Origin of the sequence: Pseudomonas sp. JL3, from assembly GCF_031570575.1 — a bacterium.
Classification (GTDB): domain Bacteria; phylum Pseudomonadota; class Gammaproteobacteria; order Pseudomonadales; family Pseudomonadaceae; genus Aquipseudomonas; species Aquipseudomonas cucumis.
This window is the reverse complement of record NZ_JAKWJK010000079.1, coordinates 1-316: the sequence shown is the minus strand read 5'-3', so window position 1 is coordinate 316 and position 316 is coordinate 1. Positions and strand designations below refer to the sequence as shown.

At 62.0% G+C, this 316-nt stretch carries 1 protein-coding gene; it reads right to left on the bottom strand.

Going from position 1 to position 316, the window contains the following annotated elements:
• The coding region (locus MMG91_RS28870; protein ID WP_310661463.1) for an AMP-binding enzyme at positions 1–316 on the bottom strand (316 nt) is incomplete at both ends.

Sequence of the window (316 nt, the reverse complement as noted above, 5' to 3'; positions counted from 1 at the left end):
GGCAGCGCACGACGGTCCAGCTTGCCGTTGGCGGTCAGCGGGAAGGATGGCAACGTCATGAAGGCGCCCGGCACCATGTATTCCGCCAGCAAGCCCGACAATTGCGTGCGCAAATCAGCGGCCGACAGGTGCATGCCGTCACGGGCAATCACATAAGCCACCAGGCGCTTGTCGCCCGGCTCGTCTTCGCGAACGATCACCACCGCTTCACGCACATTGTTGCAAGCCGCCAGTTTCGCCTCGATCTCGCCCAACTCGATACGGAAACCACGGACTTTCACCTGGTCGTCGTTGCGGCCCAGGTAGTCGATAGAGC